The organism is Actinoplanes sp. NPDC051470 (genome assembly GCF_040682035.1).
GTDB lineage: Bacteria > Actinomycetota > Actinomycetes > Mycobacteriales > Micromonosporaceae > Actinoplanes.
The window spans coordinates 1-1,064 of sequence record NZ_JBFBAA010000088.1 but is presented as its reverse complement, the minus strand read 5'-3'; the positions used below and the strand labels follow the sequence as shown (position 1 = coordinate 1,064).

At 72.0% G+C, this 1,064-nt stretch carries 1 pseudogene; it reads right to left on the bottom strand.

From position 1 onward, the window contains the following. Positions 1-1,064 (bottom strand): annotated as a pseudogene (locus AB0M54_RS47895) (hypothetical protein); the annotation flags it as partial.

Below are 1,064 nucleotides of genomic sequence, written 5' to 3'. Positions count from 1 at the left end.
ATCAGGGTGTGGTCGGCGGTCAGCGCGTCGTGGATGGCCTGCAGAGTCTGGGTGGTCAGACGGCGGGCCTGCGCCAACGGGTCATCGGCGCCGTCAGAACGGGCGGTGAAGACCACCGCGTCGACTGCCGGCACGCCTTCGGGGGTCGGCACCTCGGTCCAGGTCACGGTGAACAGGTCGTCGTCGGCGGTCGCGGTAGGTGCGAACACGGGGATGGCACCCGGCGTGACGGTCGAGGCGGACAGGACGGTCCGGCCGGTGCCGTCGGTGGCGCCGATGGTCAGGGTGCCGTCGCCGTTCGAGGTGACCCGGACCCGTAGCTCGGTGGCGTTGCCCGCGTGCAGGCTCAGGTTCCGCCAGCCGGCGGCGGCATCATCGCCGGCGAGGCTGAGGGCGGCGGTCAGCAGCGCCGGGTGTAGGGCGTACCGGGCGGCGTCCTCGCTGTCGTCCAGGGCGACGTCGGCGAAAAGGTCTTTGCCGCGACGCCATGCCGACCGCACCGCCGGCCCGGTTGTCTCGATCGGTGTCGCCGTGCCGGGAGGCCAGTCGTCCTCGTGGTGTCCGGCGGCGGGCGTGGCGCCGGTCAGGTGGGCGGTGACCAGCCGGGTCCAAGGTTGGTTGTCGGCGTAGCGGGCGTGGATGGTGAGCCGGCCGTCGCTGATCCAGGTCTGCATCCGCAGGGCGCGGTCGTCGGGGAGCGTGGGCAGCAGCTCTACGGTGAGTTCCTCGACCTGGGTGTGTCCGGTCTCGTCGGCGGCGGCCAGGGCCATTTCGGCGAAGGCGGCCGGGGGCAGGGTGCTCTGGTCCCGCAGCCACGGTTCGTTGCGGCGCGACACCGTCGAGGTGAACAGCACCCCATTCATCTCGGCCAGCTCTACCGGCGATCCCAGCAGTGGATGGCCCGCGCCGGTGGGCCCGGCGGCGCTGTCGATCCAGTACCGCTGACGCTGGAAGGCGTAGGTCGGCAGGTCCAGCACCCGCTGCCCGGACGTCAACGGCCAGTCGACATTCACGCCGCGCACATGCAGCTCGGCCAAGGCGGTGAGCGCGGCCCGTGGTTCGTC